Origin of the sequence: Cohnella panacarvi Gsoil 349 (assembly GCF_000515335.1) — a bacterium.
GTDB classification, from domain to species: Bacteria; Bacillota; Bacilli; order Paenibacillales; family Paenibacillaceae; genus Cohnella; species Cohnella panacarvi.
Map to the genome: position 1 here is coordinate 404,883 of NZ_KI911563.1, position 14,980 is coordinate 419,862.

Consider the following 14,980-nt stretch of genomic DNA (forward strand, 5'->3'; position numbering starts at 1 on the left):
TGCCTTATCATTACAGATGGTTGATGATATTATTGGGAAGCAACAGAAGAGCTTACAATTGTAGAGGTCATAAAGCTGTCTGCAGGGCCTCCGGCACTACCTGTAGTCGTAAGATAAATAGTCAAAGATTGATCTTTATTAAAGGAATAGCCAGAGCCTGGGAAAACGGAAATAATAGTTTTATCCGGGTATTTAAAATTCGGATCATCAACAAATAATCCCGCAGGTTTAGATAGTTTTTTAAAACGTGTATCCTTAGATTCGAAACCGCGAATGTCGAAGGCAAGAGCGTTGTGATATATTTTAGTATTGTTATTGTAATTAATTTTGTATCTTCCAAACAGGACATAAGCATCCTTCGGCATAGGATTAATAGTATTGTAACCCCATTGCAGCTTATCAATGGATGGAAGAAGCCCTCGATTTGGATCATCCTTATCTCCTAGGTTTACTGCAATAAGCTCAACCAGTTCACCGCTGAAATCTTTATTTTCCAATTTCAATTTATCCATGCTCCAGGAATTAATTCCCATAATAGAACCGGGAAAATGGTTTACAGGTTTATTGAAGAATTGCGGCATTACAGTGAAAATATTCGTACCATGCCAAAGAATCTCAGCGCTTGCAACAGCATACTTGTCGACAGATAGCTTCTCGCCTTTGTTGACAGAAATGATACGCTCAATAATGGCAACAGCTTGAGCGCGAGTCGTGGTTCCGCCGAGATCAAGTCTGCCTTTGCCGACACCTGCAAGAATGCCGTCTTCCGTTGCTTGGTAAACCATATAATTTTTATCCTCTGCCACTCCAAGCGCTCTATACTGTTCATCAGTGGATCTTACTGCTAGCTTAACAAGCTCGGCACGGGTAAGAACATCATTGTATCCATCCTTGAAATCAGAGGTTTTGTGGATGTAAGTTTCAAGAGCGGCTGCCAGGTAAGGTTGATACCAAGGCGATCCCTTTTCGATGTGCGGTAGCTTTAGTGCATCGACTAACATCCGAATAAATTCCGCACGACTTACCTGTTGTTCGGGTTTGAACGTTCCATCCGGATATCCAGCCACATAGCCGGCCTTTACAGCTTCTTCAATTGCCTTTTTTGCCCAATGACTCTTATTAACGTCCTTGAATTGACCTTGAACTGGAACATCTTGACTAGCAGCAACAGGAATATAAGATAAAACCATCATAATGATCGAAAGCATTGTAATCATTTTTATTTTTTTCATTGTACGCTCCCCTATCTTCATAAAAATTCGATTTTTTCTTGAATTGATTATACTGATAAATTCTTACTTTTTGTTGAATTTATAACAATATGGAGTTTTTTGCAATCGGAACAGATTCTTGGCATCGGAAATAGACAAGAATTGTGTCGATACAATGAAAAAAACGCGATATACGCGGATCAGAATCGGTACATATTCTTGTCCTCCGACTATTGTCAGTTGTCTAGAGTGCGCTCTTCGATATTTTTAACCTTGAGCCGCATCCTTGTTCATGTAGTCAGGTCAGGCTGCGCACCAAAGAAATTTTAATATTCTACGTTGCTTACAGGCAGATTTAAGCTCGTGAATGTCAAAAAAACTCCGCACCGCGCGCGGAGTCTTATCAATGTAGCAATGCAGATTACGGATTCGTCGACCACAAGCCTGCGGACTTCACGAACACTCTCGGATTCAGCTTAAGCTGAGCCACAATCAATTCCGCTAGATCTTCAGGCTGCGCCACTTTATCCGGATTTCCGTCCGTCAGCTTCTGTTCAATGGCCAGATCGGTTGCGATCGTGCTCGGTGTCAACGCCGTGACACGGATGTTATGTTTGCGAACCTCTTGCATGAGCGATTCGGTCAAGCCCAGAACGGCGAATTTCGATGCGCTGTATGCGCTGGTTACCGCAGCGCCGCGTTCGCCGGCCGTCGACGATACATTGACGATGTCGCCGGCTTGTCTATCGATCATTTGTGGCAGAACGGCTCTCGTGACATTATAGACGCCCATCAGGTTCACGCGGATGATATTCTCCCATTCTTCAGGCGTAAGCTCAAGGAATTTACCGAATTTGGCGGTGCCCGCATTGTTAATGACGATGTCGATCGCACCAAGTTCAGTTTGGATCCGGTCGACGGCTTGCGTTACCGAACTCAAATCCTTCACGTCAACCGCAGCGATCGATGCCTTAACGCCAAGCGCCTGAATCTCCTGCCGGACCTTCTCCAAGTTGGACAAGGTCATCCCGATCAGACCGAGGTTTACGCCTTCTTGGGCTAATGCGACGGCTACGGCGCGACCGATCCCGCGCCCGGCTCCCGTTACGAGAGCGACTTTCCCTTGTAACGATTGCATGTATGATCCCTGCTTTCTATTCAACTATAACTGTCCTTCTAAGTTTGTATAACGCAGGTTATCGGTAAACCTTCACTTCAAGCGTGTCCAGCCGTTTAAACTCATAGCCGCGTGCTCTAGCTTCATCGATAATATTATCTAAAGCCAAAGTATTGTCGCGCGATACGGTGTGAAGCAGAATAACCGCGCCCGGATGCAGTTGACCGATAACATTCGTATACGCGTAGTTCCAGCCCTGCTGTCTGTTCGTTTCCCAGTCCCTGTATGCGATCGACCAGAAGACGTTCGTATAGCCGTGCTTCTGGCTTTCGCCAAGCACTCTATTGTTGAAGATGCCTCGCGGAGGCCTTACGTAGTTCATGGTTTGTTGTTGCGTTAATTTAGCGACCTCTATACGGACCTTTTCCAATTCCTGCCGAATTTGTTCATCCGATATTCGCGTCATATCCGGATGGCTCCATGAATGGTTGCCGATCAAATGCCCTTCGTTTGCCATTCGCTTCACAAGTTCCGGTTGCTCCTTGACGAAGTGTCCCGTTACGAAGAATATCGCGGGTACCTGCTTCTCCTTTAGAACATCTAGAATTTGGCCGGTGTTGCCGTTCTCGTATCCGTTATCGAAAGTCAGGTAAAGTTCCTTCTTGTCCGTATTTCCCAAGAAAATGGCCTGATGGTTCTTCAGGATCGGCATGAATCCTTCTTCGGCTATCGAAGGAAGCTGTCCTCCCCGGCTTTTCTTAAATCCGAAATGAAAAGGCTCGGCTTGAACGGCCGCCGCTGAAGCCGGAATCGCTTGGAATGCCAGCGCAAGAATGAACAGGACGGCCAATGCAGTCGCCGACTTGTTTCTCATATTTATTCCCCCTTGTATAGTCTATAGGCTACTTTTTGCGGGGAACACTCCAATTATGCATGAACTCCGGTTCGGTCAACGTCTGACGCGCATCCCGTCCATCAGGAAGCCCGTACTGTTCAAGATCACTTCCTGCTGCCCGAACAGTCCTTCGGCGACGGAAACGACGTAGCTATTGGAATCCGCGATCTTAATTGGCGTCTCGACCGCGTAGAAGGCATTGCCTAGCGCTCCTTCCCTGCTCTCCAGCGTAAAGACGTACGTCCCTCGTCCATCTTGATGTACGGCTTCTTTGGGTACGATGACGGTTTGTTCCTTGCTGCTCTTCGCTATCTTCACCCGCACGCGCTCTCCGCCAATAAGCTGATCGTCCTCCAACCTGATTTTCACGCTGCTTGGTTGTATAGCCGATGCATTCAAGCCAGACGGATTGCCCTCAGGAGCTCCGGGCATCCCGTCATCCACCGCTTCGATCGTTCCCGTTAGCTGCCGGCTTTCTTTGCCGGTCAGCGAGATTTGATTCAGCTCCTCTCCAATCTCGAGCATGCCCGCAACGTCTCCAGGCACTTGAAGCTGAATTTGATAGCCTTTGGAGGAATCCGTCAGCACAACGTCCGGCAATCCCCCTGGTCCGGAGCCGGCAAGCGCGTTAACCTGAACGACGATACCGGCGAACGGAGCGAGCACCGACTGACCTTCGGCGATACTTTTCTGGAGACTCTGTATATGGTTCTTCTGCGAGGCGAGATCGAGCTTGGCCGAATCAAGCGCGATCTTGGCGGCAGCCAGCTTACCCTCGTCGCCTTCGGTTGCCGCAACCTTATAATCCGTTTGAAGCTGACTATAGGAAAGCTGTTGCTTCTTCAGATTGTTCAACATGTCTTCCAACTGCAGCTTGGCCTCGCCGTTGTCGTATGCAATCAGCTTCTGCCCGTTATCGACCTTGTCTCCTGTCTTGACGAAGACTTGGTTCACCTTCCAACCCGCCGGATTATGAATGTCCCGTGTCCGGACGGGCTGAACCGTGGCGCTTCCTTCGTATTCATGCGTAATCGAGCCTTGCGAAGCAAGCTGCGTATACACTTTCGGCAGAGACATTCCCCGGATCGTATTCCCGGCCAGCGTGCACGCCGCGAGCAGAGCCAGGAACAGACCGGAGATCAGCCGGAGTTGGCGTTGGCTAAACCCGGACGTCCTTCCTTCCATTACGATCACTCCCGACAATTATCCTTTGATGCCCGAATGCTGAATGCCTTCCACGAAATACGATTCCGCATAGAGGAACAACAACACCATCGGAGCCATATAAAGCGAAGAAGCCGCAAAGCCGACTCCTCTCGCCGATTGGTTGATCTGCGCCAAATAGAGCGACAACGGCTGCTTGCCGGCGTCCTGAAGGAAGATGAGCGGTTGCTCGATCATGTTCCAGTAATCGACGAACAGCAGCACCGTCAGCGCGGCAAGCCCCGGCTTGGCGAGCGGCAGAATGACCCGCGCGAATATCGTAAGCTGTCCGGCGCCGTCGATTCGGGCGGCTTCCGTTAGCGCGTAAGGGATATGAGACATGAACTGACGCATCATGAACACTCCGAACGCTCCGAATATGCCGGGCAATATGATTGCCGACGGACGATTCATAAGGCCAAGCTCATGAAGGACGAGATAGTTGGGAACAAGCGTAACCTGGAACGGCATAAGCATCGTCATCAGATAGACGAAAAATAGCTTATCCCGCCCGGGAAACCGCAGCTTGGCGAAGGCGTATGCAGCCATCGACCCCACTAGGGCTTGGCCGGCGACGATTGGTACGACGAGACCGGCCGAATTCCAGAACATGCTCAGAAATTTCGGGCTTAGAATCAAGACCTGAGAGTATTGCGCCAACGTCAGCCAGTCCGGCAGAAGCTTAAGGTTGACGAACGCCTCTTGGCCGCCGTTAGCCGTATCTACCATTTTCCCGATCAGATCGTAATTCAAGCCAATCTCCGCTTCCGACATCAGAGAACTCACGAGCGTAAGTCCGATCGGGAACAGTACGGCAGCTGCAAGCGCGACTAGCAGTAAGGTTAGGATCAGCCCGGACAAGCGTGGACGGTCGTTCATTCTCTCCCTCCTCTCCTACTCCGTATTCTCGCGAAACCGTCGTTCCGCCCGCAGCAGACCGGAGGTCAGGACGACGATGCAAGCAACCATTAGCGTGGCCGCCGCCGTCAGCTTCTGGACATCCAGCTCGAAGAACATGTTGTTCATGTAGTGCTGGAGCATATAGAGCCGGTCATACGGGTAATCTCCGGCAAGCAGATACGTTTCCCGGAACACTTTGAATGAATGAATGATAGAGATCAGCAGCACGAAGAACAGGGTCGGCGTCAAATAAACCAGCGTGATATGGCGGAACCGATGCCACCTGCCGGCACCTTCGAGGGATGCCGTCTCATAGTAATCCTTAGGAATCGATTGCAAGCCTGCCAGAAGCAGGATCATGTCATATCCGACGTTCTTCCATATATACATGACGACGACAATGCTCATCGACCAGTTCGACTGCATCCAATCGATCCGGTTATGCCCCATGCCGTGCAGCCATGCGTTTAAAGTTCCGTTCCAGTCGAAGAAAATTTGCCACACCGTTACGACCGAAGCCACGGGCACGACGAGAGGCAGAATAAAGGAAGTCCGCAGCCAACTGCGCAGAAACAGCGGCCGGTTCAATACAATGGCAAGGGCCAAAGACATGGCGATCAAGAGAGGTACGCTAATGGCCGTGAAAATAACGGTATTCCCCGCAGCTTTGCGGAAGGAAGCGCTGTGCAGCAAATCCGCGTAATTGCCGATGCCGACGAACTCCCCGCCAAGCGAGCCGTCCGTGAAAGACTCGTACAATCCGAGCAAGAACGGAATCAGATAAAAGACGGAGAAACCGATTAGACTCGGCAGGAGGAACAGCGCGGCGGCAACGCCATCCCCCCTCGGCGGCCGAAAATGGAGGCTATTCATTTAAGACCGTCATCGCCTTATTCTGAATCAAGTCCGCCACATTCTCGGCGGATTTCTGTCCGGCGAATAAGGCATTCGAATTGGCGTATACAATGTCCAGTATTTTGCCTGATTCATTCTTCTTGCGGGATGCAGACTCCGCGAAGCCTTCAAGCTTGTCGAGCTGAGTCTCATTCACCTTGAACGGTGCGCTAGGAGTCGAGCCCAAGCTAGGAGGTGTGAACATGCCTTTGTCCTTCAAGGCTCGCACGGCTTCCGCGAATCGCGCTTTATTGACCGGAAGACCGATCGTCGTATGGTCCATCAAGAATTTCAAGAACGACCAGGCTTCGTCTTTGACGTTCGAGTTCGCGTTGATTCCAAACTCGTCCCGCGTCTGGAAGGATGCGCCAGCCGTCTCTTCGCCTGCATGGGGCTTCACGTAGAACGCGGTATCCTTCCCGAAAGTATTTAGTGTGATTAAATAATCTTCCGGGGATGTGATCGTGATATTCGCAAAGTAACCTCTGCCTTGCTTGCCGACAATGCCGTCGTCGTACATGCTCTTGATTTGCTTCAGCAATTCGATGAATGCAGGAGAATCGAAACTTGCTTTCCGATTTGTCTCGTCCACGAATCGGCTGTAATTGTCCGCTACCACGCTGCGCACGAAATAATCGGAGCCGCCGACCTGTAGACCTTCCCCGCTTACGATGGCCGAGTCGTATTTCCCCCTAGCCTCTACAAGCTCTCTTCCCGTCTTCATGAACTCATCCCACGTCCATGTCCGGTCGTCGAAGGTTACGCCGGTCGCGGCGATTGCGGCTTTGTCGCCGGCCATGCCGCTTAAGCTGAAGGATAACGGAAGCCTGTAAATACCGCTTTCGGACAAACCGCCGCTCAGTACGTTGTCGAAATAGTCCGTATTGCGGAAGGTCTTGTCTCCATCCATCTTGGCCTTAAGATCTTCGAGCAAATGATGTCTCTCATAGTCATCCGCCGCCAAATAGCGAAGATCGATCAGGTCGGGCCCTTTCCCGGACAGCATCGCCGTATTGGTGGACGTCGTGAATTTCTCGATATCGGCATCGTTCTGTTCCCCGCTTCCCTCTTCACCGAAAGGCCTGCTTAAGCCATATTGGAATTGGATCGTCACGCCGGGATGCTCGGCTTCATACGCTTTAGCCGCCCTTTCGTATTGCTCGTCGGGCCAGAATGCCGAGAAAACAATCGTCTTCTTGCCGCCGGAAGGAGGCGTTTCCTCCCCCGCGTCAGCGCCCGACGATCCGTTGGACGCGTTGGAGGTGCCATTAGTCTGATCGCTGCCGCTTACATTATTGCTGTTGCATGCGGCCAGAGAAAGGATGATAACAGCCAATGAAAGTAACAGGAGTCCGATTGTCTTCATCTCATTCATTCCCTTGTCCGTTATTATTCGTTCAGGTATGTCATGGCTTTATTCTGGACCAGGCTAGCTACCGCTTCCGCGGACTTCTGTCCGGCGAAAAAAGCTTTGGATTCCTTGACGATCAAATCTGTTAGCTTGTCGGTATCGTCGTCCCGTACTTGGTGAACGGCTCCGTTCACATACGCGTCAAGTCTGTTCAGCATGGCCTCGTCTACTCGAATCATGCCGCCATGAAGCGGCCCTTCCTCGGCGGATTGAAACGATCCTTGCTTCTTCAGCTCCGCAAGCTGCTTCTCGTACGCCGACTTGTTGACGGGAAAGCCTGTCGTCGCATCCGACGATTGATTGTCCTCCTGCAGCATGAATTTCACGAAATCCCAAGCCTCCTGTTTCACCTTAGACCGTGCGCTTACGGCGACGCTCCGATAGGTCTTGAAATATCCGCCTGCCGCAATGTCCTGCGCGTGCGGCTTGGCGTACAGCTTCATATGATCGCCGCTTCCCGGATCAAACAACTTCGTGCCGAGACCGTATACTTGCATCGATTCCAAATAATCCTTCGGGGAATTAATCTGCACGCTCCGGAAATACGCGTTCATCCCGCGTCCGTCCTTGGACACCAGCTCATCGTCGAACATGGTTTTCACCTGCTTCATTAGTCCGGTGAAGGACGCCGAATCGAAACTCGCCTCTCCTTTCTCGGGATTGACGAATAAGGAGTAGTTGTCTCTTACCATCTCGCCAAGCAAATACTCAGGTCCTTCATAGGACAGGGCGGACGGCAGTCCGCCGCTTGCGATCATCTTCTCCGCCGCCGTCGTGAATTCGTTCCATGTCCAGGATTGGTCATCGAATTTCACCCCCGTCTTCGCGATCGTGGCCTCATCCCCGGCTAAGCCCATCAGGAAGAAGGAGAGCGGCATCGCGTACATCGCCTCTCCGAAGCGAACGTTGTCCAGCACGTTCGTAAAATAATCGCTCTTCTTGAACGCTTTGTCCTCCTGTATCATCGGGGTCAGATCTGCCAGGAGCCCGTGTTTCACGTAGCTGACGACGGGCAGCATATCGGTCTCCATCAGATCGGGGCCTTTGCCCGCGAGCATAGCCGCATTCATGGTCGAGATGTATTTCTCCATATCGGATTCCAGCGTTGCGTCGGAGGTATACACGCTTTCCAGCTTAATCTCGATATCCGGATGCTTGGCCTCGTAAGCTTTTTTGGCTGCCTCGTATTTGGGATCTTGCCAGAAGGTAGAGAAGACGATCGTTTTCTTGCCGCCATGGGGAGTATCGTCCTTCCCGTTCGAAGCAGGGACGGAAGATGAGTCTGCCGCGTGATTGTCCGCATGGTTGCCGATTGCCTGACCGCCGTTGCAGGCGGTTAAAGCGATAGCAAGCAAACCGCTTGCCAAGATGACGGAGCCGTATTTTTTCATGTCGTAATCTCCTTTGCGCCGGTTGCCTTGCCATCTCACCGGGTACATGCCCCATTATAGAGAGGAGATATCTCCAAACCTTCATCCTCTTGTGAACAAGTTGTCTCTATCTTGCGAATTAAAAACGGCGGGCAAGACGATTGCACGTCCTGCCCGCCGTATCGGCGTTATTGAAACGCTATGATAAAGGTTTGCAGCCGCTCCCCGGCTTGTGCCGCCGGTGCCGGAGCAACTACCTGCGTCGACCTGCTCGGCTGCATGCCGCCGTCAACCAGAAGCGCGCCGCCGTTTAAACTCCATACCATCCGGTCAGGAACGACTCCCTGATAAACCGGCGTCTGATACAGCACGTTGTTCCCTTGCAGCCTCCCCGCATAGATCGCTTCCTTATCGCTGAGCGTATAAGCGATCGCTTGTCGGTCCGGCGATAGGCTGAAGCCGGTTACCTTCTCCAGCAGCACGGAAAGCTCTCCGTTGCGCGCATCGTATTGGAACAAAGTGTCGTCGGAACCGAGGAATACGAAACGGTCGGAATCCATCCAGGTACTGCCGCCGCGTCCCGACGGATGATCGTATTGGACTTCAAAGCTGCCGTCGGCATTCCGCTTGGCCATCGCGACAAGTTTCCCGTCATCGAGCAGGACGGCATTACCGTCTTCAGACAACCTGACGGAGACGTTTCCGTCCGTATTGTAGCCATGCAGCGGCAACTTTTGTACCGTTCCGTCCCTCGCGTCGCAGACGACCATGAACTGTTGCGTCCGGTTGCCGTCAGCCTCCATATAAGACAGAAACCGGCTGTTGCTCGACCATTGGATTTGACGCGAGAGCAACGTCAGCTCCACGATTGGGATGGCCGCGACAGGTTTGGCCGGACGGCTGTCCAGGGGAACGAGAGTCAAATAAGCGCCGTCCGGGGATGTCGTCCATTCGGCGATCAACCTTCCGTCAGGCGACAAGCTGATCAGGCTTGTCCCGGAATTCGCATCATTCATCAAGGGCTCAGGCTTCTCATAGGGCGGGGAGAGCAACTGCAACCCTACGGTGGACGGAACGGTGAGAGACCCGTTCTCGGAGAAATATCCCACCACGGCTTCTCCGCTAGTCCAACCGAGTACCGAGAGTCCGGAAGAAGCCAGCGCCGGCAGAGGATAAATCGTGCTCACCCGGAAGGCTTCGCCGATTTCAACGCCGCCCCCCGATTGCTCATCCTCCGTAATAATGATGGTTTCCGAGGCGGGATCGCCGATGCAGCCGGCAGTCATCGCGAGGAGCCATACCGCAACGAGTATGGCAGTCAACTTCCCAAGCCTTATCCCTCTCCTCTTCTTGCTATGCGGTATCATTCGTCTCCATCCTCCCCGGCAGAGGGCAGTTCTACATAGACCGTTGTCCTTCCGCCGTCGATGTCCATGCGGATCATTCCGCCATGATCGTCAACGATCGATTTGACGATACTGAGTCCAAGCCCGACGCTGCCTTCTTCTTTGAACGTCTTGTCTCCGGAATAGAAAGGCTCGAACACGCTCGTCACCTGGCCGGAAGATAAGGTCACGCCGGGATTGCCGAATGCGAGACGAAGCCTCTTCTCCCTCGCGATCTTCTCTCCGATGATCGTGATCGTCGACAGGGGTTCGCTATATTTAATCGCGTTATCCAGCAGATTGATAAACAGCTGCCGCAGCCTGTCCGCTTGTCCCAGAACGACAAGACCGTCCTCCAGATTCAGGACAACGTGCTTCTTATAGCGTTTCGCGCGAATTTCCATGGCGTCGCATACGTCCCGGAGAAGCAGGCCGAGGTCTATCTGTACGTCCTCGTCCAACGCGGCGCCGCGGCGCGATACTTCAAGCAGGTTAAGCACCATGCCGTGCAGCCGCCGGCTTTCGTCTACGATATGCGTCATGCCTTTGTCGAAAAAGACGCGATCCGCTTCCCCGTTCTCCCTGATCAGCTCCGCATACCCCAGAATAGACGTAAGCGGGGTTTTCAGCTCGTGCGTAACGTTATCGAAAAATCGCTTCTCCTGGTCCATGAGCGTCTTCAGCCGGTCCCGGTCGCGTCCGATCGTCGCGATCTGGCTGTCGATGCGACCGATCATCTCGTTGAAGTTCTCCGCCAGCCGCCCAATCTCGTCTTTGCGCCGAAACGTCAAGCGAACGTCCAAGTTTCCTTCGATGACTTCCGTCGAGGCGCGGGTCAGCTTCACGAGCGGAATCGTAATATGCCGCGACAGCAAATACGAGAACAGGAACGCGGCCAGGAATATGGCGAGAGCCAGATAGAACAGCAGGTTAACAATTTTGCCTGTCTGTTCGTACAGTGAAGTGAAGTCTTTGGCGAATCGCAAGATGCCGACCTTGACGCCGTCGATGACGACGGGATAAGAATAGAGCACGGAGCCCGCGCTTCCCTCATACGTAATCGTATAGGCGGATTTGCCGCCAAGCGCCAGCTTGAGGTCCTCGGCCCCGCGGCCGGCGAATTCCGCCTCGTTGGACGAATACAGCATAATCCCGTCAACCGTATAGGCGCTCACATCGCTCGAGGTCGCGCGGTGAAGATCGTCTACCATCTCCTCGGCCATTTGGCCGAAATACATATTGTCGTTCGTAAAATGATTGATGAGAAAAGCTTGACGGACGTACACGTTGCTGTTGTTCTTCAGTTCGATAAGATCCGAGGTAATGATGCTTCGGTTGCTGTCCCGAATAAATTCCTTGACCGTCACATTCAGCACGAGAAAAGATAAGCCGAATATCAGCAGAAAACCGACGACGAATTTGGCTCGCAGCGTACGCACCATGGGTTCAGCCGTTCCGTTTCTCGAATTTATACCCGATTCCGAAGACGGTCGTAATCCATTCAGCCGCGTCGAGTTTCTTGCGGAGCCTCTGAACGTGGGTATCCACCGTCCGCATGTCGCCGGGAAAATCATAGCCCCATACGAACTCAAGCAACTCCGCGCGCGTGAAGATTTTGCCCCGGGAGCCAAGCAACGCCATAAGCAGATCGTACTCCTTCGGCGTCAATTCGACCGTGGCGCCCTGCTTGGTCACGAGACGTTCATCGGGCACGATGACAACGTCCCGGAACCGAATTTCCGAAGGCGCCGCTTCGGCTGCAACCGGTTGGACTTGCGCCAGACGGCGCAGAATGGTGCGGATGCGAACGACAACTTCCCGCAGGTCGAACGGCTTCGTAATATAATCGTCCGCTCCGACCTCTAGACCGAGAATTTTATCCGTAATATCCGACCTGGCCGTCAACATGAGAATGGGTAAATTATATTGAGCCGTTACTTGCTTGCAGAGGTCAAGGCCGCTTCGGTCCGGCAGCATCCAATCCAGCACCAGCAGATCCGGTCGGAACAGCTCCAGCTCCCGCAACCCTTCTTCTCCGCTGCCGGCCGTCCGCGTCTCGAAGCCCTCGCGTTTCAGCCCGTAAGCGAGCAGATCCGCAATGGCTTCTTCGTCCTCGATGATCAGTATTTTCGTTTTATCCATATTGAAGCTCCAATCCGCATGGCATAGGAATGTTTGAATCGATCTTAGCATAAACCTCATGCGCGGTGACAACGCGGCAACATCTATCCTCAAGTGTAACGTTCAGTTATCTCCAACCTATCGAGAAGTTGTCAACAAATTGTGTCCATTCATGAAACAGCCCCAAAGCCGCGTATCCCGCGCTCTGGGGCTGATTGGTCCTATTGGTTTACGCCCTCATGCGTACATCGGTTGAATCGGGTTGCCGTTAAGGATATCTTCCACTTCTTCGAAACCGTCAAGATAGGCAAAGTTGTAGCGCGCCGGCAACGCGAACACGTATTTATTATTCCGAGTCAGCTCTTTAGGTCCCATAGGCGCTGCGCCGATAAAGAATTTTTCCTGCTGGAGCGCGTTCCATTGATCCACCGTAAAGACGTAAATCGGGATGTCTTGCCTAGGCTTGTCTGTCGTCCATTCGGGATGGCGGATACCGATCGACGCGCCGCTTTCTGCGACCTTGCCGTCCGTCGCATCATGACCTTCCCATTGGTTCGTTACGATCGTGTACCCCTTCCAACTGTCCGGCAACGTGAAACGGAAGCCGTATTCGGTATTCTCATAGACGGATTGGTCAACTTGGACGGTTGGGGCAACTTGATAATCTTGAGCAACGACTGGCGCTGCCTCTTCAGCTTGATTCGATCTATTGGCGGATACGATAGCCGGTACGGATACGGCGACGACAGCCACCAGCAGCAGCATCGCTGCGGCGCCCTTGGTTTTCTTTTTCATGTTCATTGCCTCCTCGAAAGCATTTTGCTTATATATTAACCGTATAATTAACGACATTAAGAGTTCGACGATAACAATGCACGCGGCATATCGCTTATACTGGGAACAGGGCTACGAAATCCAATCACCTCCCATTAACGCTGTTTCAATCTTGAAGTGCATTCTCGCCGATCTCATTAGGTAGAACGATGTCGTATCAAAAAATGTTGCATCGAATTAGGACAAGCTTTGGGTATTGAATATCATTATGAAACTACAGGTATAATAATGTACGAACGAAGAGGATGATAATAATGAAAAAAAGGCTAATCCTTGCATTGGCAGCAGTCTTAATGGCGGGCGGAATATTAAGTATCCAGGCAGTGGTTAATAAGAATAAAGCGAACGACTATAAAGTTGTCGAAGCACATCGCACTTACGTAGCTAACTTTAAAGATAAAAAGATGCTCGTAGGAGCTTCCAATAACGTATTTACAGGAAAAGTAGTACAACAAATCGGAACAAAAAAACTCGGAGCGATTCCGGAGACGCAATTTACCGTGCAGGTTCTCGAAAATATTAAAGGAGTTCTTCCCACTATCGTAACCGTGAATCAACAAGGAGGAATTCATAAAAATTCATTGATTCTATTGGATGGAGATCCACTGCTCATCCCTGGCGAGACGTATCTCTTTGCAACGCGATATTTGGCTGAAGAGAACTGGCATACGGTTGTCCCGAATTATGGAGATATTAGAATGAATGGAAATACCGTATTGGAATTGCTTACAGAGTTTAGAAATGCCTATGCCAATGAAGTCGTTCCAGAGGAATTTATCAATCGATAATAATGATATAACATTCCCAAACTAATAATGGACGTCCAAGAGGTCGCCAGCGACCCCGAGGACGTCCATCGTATTGTTCCTAAGCGGCTAAACCTCTAGGTTCAAATAGTATTGATACACTCCATTAAACTCGGTATCGGAATTCCACGGCTTCTCCGGACCCGTAAAATGAAGCAGTGAAGGACGCTGCATCGTCATGCCGTTCCTCCAGAAATAGGATTGATAATTCCAAACGCGATCTAACTCGAGGAATTTGTTCTGCAATACAAGATTAATGGCGTCTTGATCCATATATTCCAACGAAAGTTGAGGATTCAGCAAAGTATCTCGAATTTGAGCGGCCACGTTATTTTCGCGCCATTGCTTTAGGTTGATCACTAGAAAACCCGCATTGAAATATTTCGTTCCCTCGGGTACGACGAGCCTGCTTTGATCCCACACGCTCAAGAAATCCTCGACGGCCGCTAAGGGGTGCTCGGCGAGATCTATATTCCATACTTCCCTGAGATCGTCTAATACGAGGATATCGCAGTCCATATAAATGACTTTATCGCGGTCCGGAATGAGCTCGGGCAAAGCGATTCGATAGAATGTCTCGTGACTGATGTGCGACATTTCGGCATTTAACGGATAACCTCTGTATTCATCGTTATTCATCGCAATGAATTTAACGGTCGCTCCGAAAGCGTTAGCGAGCTCATGAATCTCGGATTGCGTTGAGGCCGGAATATCGGTTTCTAAGACGACTACGGTTACGTTATCCGGCTGGCTAAGGTTGACGAACAACGATTTCAGCATGGTACGCAATTGAACGGAATAAGCTTTGTTGGCTGCTGTAGCAATAATCACGA

The 14,980-nt window shown here is 51.3% G+C and carries 14 protein-coding genes; 1 reads left to right on the forward strand and 13 read right to left on the reverse strand.

From position 1 onward, the window contains the following. Window positions 1–29 precede the first annotated feature (29 nt). The 12 genes from COHPA_RS0102010 to COHPA_RS0102065 all read right to left on the reverse strand — a co-directional run bounded on the left by COHPA_RS0102010 (window position 30) and on the right by COHPA_RS0102065 (window position 13,302). Window positions 30–1,232, reverse strand: coding sequence for an S-layer homology domain-containing protein (locus tag COHPA_RS0102010; RefSeq protein ID WP_027084522.1), 1,203 nt, complete (start codon window positions 1,230–1,232; stop codon window positions 30–32). 400 nt (window positions 1,233–1,632) lie between these two features. After that, window positions 1,633–2,349 (reverse strand): 3-ketoacyl-ACP reductase, encoded by a 717-nt coding sequence (locus COHPA_RS0102015; protein WP_027084523.1) that lies wholly within the window; start codon window positions 2,347–2,349, stop codon window positions 1,633–1,635. A 58-nt stretch (window positions 2,350–2,407) separates the two neighbouring features. After that, window positions 2,408–3,202 (reverse strand): delta-lactam-biosynthetic de-N-acetylase, encoded by a 795-nt coding sequence (pdaA, locus tag COHPA_RS0102020; RefSeq protein ID WP_027084524.1) that lies wholly within the window; start codon window positions 3,200–3,202, stop codon window positions 2,408–2,410. Window positions 3,203–3,277: 75 nt separating this feature from the next. Then, window positions 3,278–4,408 (reverse strand): efflux RND transporter periplasmic adaptor subunit, encoded by a 1,131-nt coding sequence (locus COHPA_RS0102025; protein WP_027084525.1) that lies wholly within the window; start codon window positions 4,406–4,408, stop codon window positions 3,278–3,280. An 18-nt stretch (window positions 4,409–4,426) separates the two neighbouring features. Continuing rightward, the gene (locus tag COHPA_RS0102030) at window positions 4,427–5,305 is read right to left on the reverse strand and encodes a carbohydrate ABC transporter permease (RefSeq protein WP_027084526.1); all 879 of its coding nucleotides are present in this window, start codon (window positions 5,303–5,305) and stop codon (window positions 4,427–4,429) included. Window positions 5,306–5,320: 15 nt separating this feature from the next. Continuing rightward, complete coding sequence (locus COHPA_RS0102035; RefSeq protein WP_027084527.1) at window positions 5,321–6,199, reverse strand: carbohydrate ABC transporter permease; 879 nt, start codon at window positions 6,197–6,199, stop codon at window positions 5,321–5,323. Then, the gene (locus COHPA_RS0102040; RefSeq protein WP_027084528.1) at window positions 6,192–7,586 is read right to left on the reverse strand and encodes an ABC transporter substrate-binding protein; all 1,395 of its coding nucleotides are present in this window, start codon (window positions 7,584–7,586) and stop codon (window positions 6,192–6,194) included. The genes COHPA_RS0102035 and COHPA_RS0102040 overlap by 8 nt, the downstream gene beginning before the upstream one ends. A 23-nt stretch (window positions 7,587–7,609) precedes the next feature. Next, window positions 7,610–9,022, reverse strand: a complete 1,413-nt coding sequence (locus tag COHPA_RS0102045) for an ABC transporter substrate-binding protein (protein WP_035119889.1) — start codon at window positions 9,020–9,022, stop codon at window positions 7,610–7,612. A gap of 167 nt (window positions 9,023–9,189) precedes the next feature. Further along, complete coding sequence (locus tag COHPA_RS0102050) at window positions 9,190–10,368, reverse strand: WD40 repeat domain-containing protein (protein ID WP_027084530.1); 1,179 nt, start codon at window positions 10,366–10,368, stop codon at window positions 9,190–9,192. Beyond that, entirely contained in the window at window positions 10,365–11,828 is a 1,464-nt protein-coding gene (locus tag COHPA_RS0102055; protein WP_027084531.1) for a sensor histidine kinase, read from the reverse strand. Before COHPA_RS0102055 ends, COHPA_RS0102050 begins: the two co-directional genes overlap by 4 nt. Window positions 11,829–11,832: 4 nt before the next feature. Beyond that, the gene (locus COHPA_RS0102060; RefSeq protein ID WP_027084532.1) at window positions 11,833–12,528 is read right to left on the reverse strand and encodes a response regulator transcription factor; all 696 of its coding nucleotides are present in this window, start codon (window positions 12,526–12,528) and stop codon (window positions 11,833–11,835) included. A gap of 216 nt (window positions 12,529–12,744) precedes the next feature. Next, entirely contained in the window at window positions 12,745–13,302 is a 558-nt protein-coding gene (locus COHPA_RS0102065; protein ID WP_027084533.1) for a hypothetical protein, read from the reverse strand. 293 nt (window positions 13,303–13,595) lie between these two features. On the opposite strand from COHPA_RS0102065, the gene COHPA_RS24125 reads away from it, so the two are divergent. Next, window positions 13,596–14,129 carry a hypothetical protein gene (locus COHPA_RS24125; protein WP_027084534.1) on the forward strand — a complete coding sequence of 178 codons (534 nt, stop codon included), beginning with the start codon at window positions 13,596–13,598 and terminating at the stop codon, window positions 14,127–14,129. 87 nt (window positions 14,130–14,216) lie between these two features. Here COHPA_RS24125 and COHPA_RS0102075 read toward each other — a convergent pair whose 3' ends face one another. After that, window positions 14,217–14,978 (reverse strand): glycosyltransferase family 8 protein, encoded by a 762-nt coding sequence (locus tag COHPA_RS0102075; RefSeq protein ID WP_027084535.1) that lies wholly within the window; start codon window positions 14,976–14,978, stop codon window positions 14,217–14,219. Between the last annotated feature and the right edge of the window lie 2 nt (window positions 14,979–14,980).